The 1,547-nt window shown below is 41.4% G+C and carries 1 protein-coding gene; it reads left to right on the top strand.

What is annotated here, in order from left to right:
- Nucleotides 1–47 precede the first annotated feature (47 nt).
- Nucleotides 48–989: a glycoside hydrolase family 88 protein gene (locus Q4534_RS24025; protein ID WP_303615705.1), complete on the top strand. Its 942-nt coding sequence runs from the start codon at nucleotides 48–50 to the stop codon at nucleotides 987–989.
- The last annotated feature ends 558 nt before the right edge of the window (nucleotides 990–1,547 follow it).

Here is a 1,547-nt window from a genome sequence, read left to right as displayed (position 1 = left end):
TTAAGGATTAAGATGCCAGAGAAAAGACTGGTATACTTTGCCGCGGAATGCTGGTATACTTTTGTCGGAATAATCATTTAACAGAGTATGGATGGCAAGAGGGATGTGTAATAGACGGAATCGCTAAACTGTCGGAAAGGGCAGGGGATGGAACAAGGTATAAAAATAGCCTGGAAAAGCACATGTCACTCATTTTTCCTAATAATGATAGGATTAATCACAACTATGAAAAAATTGGAATAGAGTTTACATCGTGTCTGGCTCAGTTGGCCCTATGGAAACCTGAGCACCCTGAAATTGAGCATGTTTTAAACTTTTGGGAAAGTAAAACAGATTCAGCGGGAGTCATAAAAAATGGGAATACAATTGTTGCCGAAGGGAATTACACTGTCGCTTGGCCTTTAGCAGTAATTTCACAACAATTAAACAAACCTGAATTGGCAGATATAGCAATCAGTCAGTTGAGATTTCGCCGCGATTACCTAATTGACAAACAAGGGGCGATATGGTTAAGGTACAATTTAGCTACACAGGAAAGAACTTTCCGTTTGTGGTCGAGAGGCTTAACCTGGTATGTATTGGGGCTTGCAAAAACATTGGATGTCTTACCTAATCCTCCACAAGATTTAATTGAAGAGTTACAAAGGGCAACTGATTATTTAATTTCAATTCAAGGAGAAGATGGTATGTGGTCAGTCTTTGCCGGAGATTCTCTTACCGCACCTGAAACATCCGGCACATGCGGTATAGGCACGGCAATGGCAATTGGAGTGCGCAGAGGTTGGTTAGGAAAGAATGCCAAAGCCTCTGCATTATTGGCTTTACAAGGGGTGGAGAAAAGACTTACAGCCGATGGGTATCTTGATGGTGTGGCAGAAGAAAATAAAGGTGGTATAGCATTTCAAAGAGAAACAAAAGGTTCAATATGCAATTGGGGAATGGGACTGTTTGCACAACTTCTTGCAGAATTAGACCCGCCGAAACACTGATTTAAATGGATGGGGTGATGGGGTGATGTAGTGATGGGGTGATTTGGTGATCGGGTGATTGGGTGATGGTTTTGAATTATTTTCAAATTGGTATTACCACTGATCACAGATCCTCGGCTGAAAAGCAAACGCGAAAGGCTCATTTTCGGTGGATGATTTAAAGGCTGTCAGGGCAATGATTTTAGATATAGAAAGGCACATTCTAACTATATGAGAGAAAAAAGGGAGTCACAAGATGCCACAAAAGCCAAAAAGGCAACCTTTGCAAAGATAGTTGATTGGATGAGGGATTTTTAGGCTATGGCCAAGATTGGGTTGGATGAAATCCGCAACTTCCAGAGTCCTTAGGCAAGGTGGTAAGGTAAGCCGTTTTACGTAAGTGATTTTGTCAGCATTGTTGCAGAAAAAAGAGCAACAATACCGCCAAAATCAGGTCGTTTCTACCGTTTTTACCAAGGCTTCACAGCCTTGGCTACAAAACTGACACCCCTTAGGGGTTTTGGGTATTCGTTATGTTGATTACCATAGCGAGTAATGTTAAGGGAAAATGAATTCTAG

Source organism: Cyclobacterium sp. 1_MG-2023, assembly GCF_030546805.1.
Lineage (GTDB): Bacteria > Bacteroidota > Bacteroidia > Cytophagales > Cyclobacteriaceae > Cyclobacterium.
Note: the sequence above shows the minus strand (reverse complement) of the source record. Positions and strands in the feature narration are given on the sequence as shown.

Coding starts and splice junctions, on each gene's coding strand:
- Q4534_RS24025 (WP_303615705.1), top strand. CDS start 48: ATGCTGGTATACTTTTGTCGGAATAATCATTTAACAGAGTATGGATGG.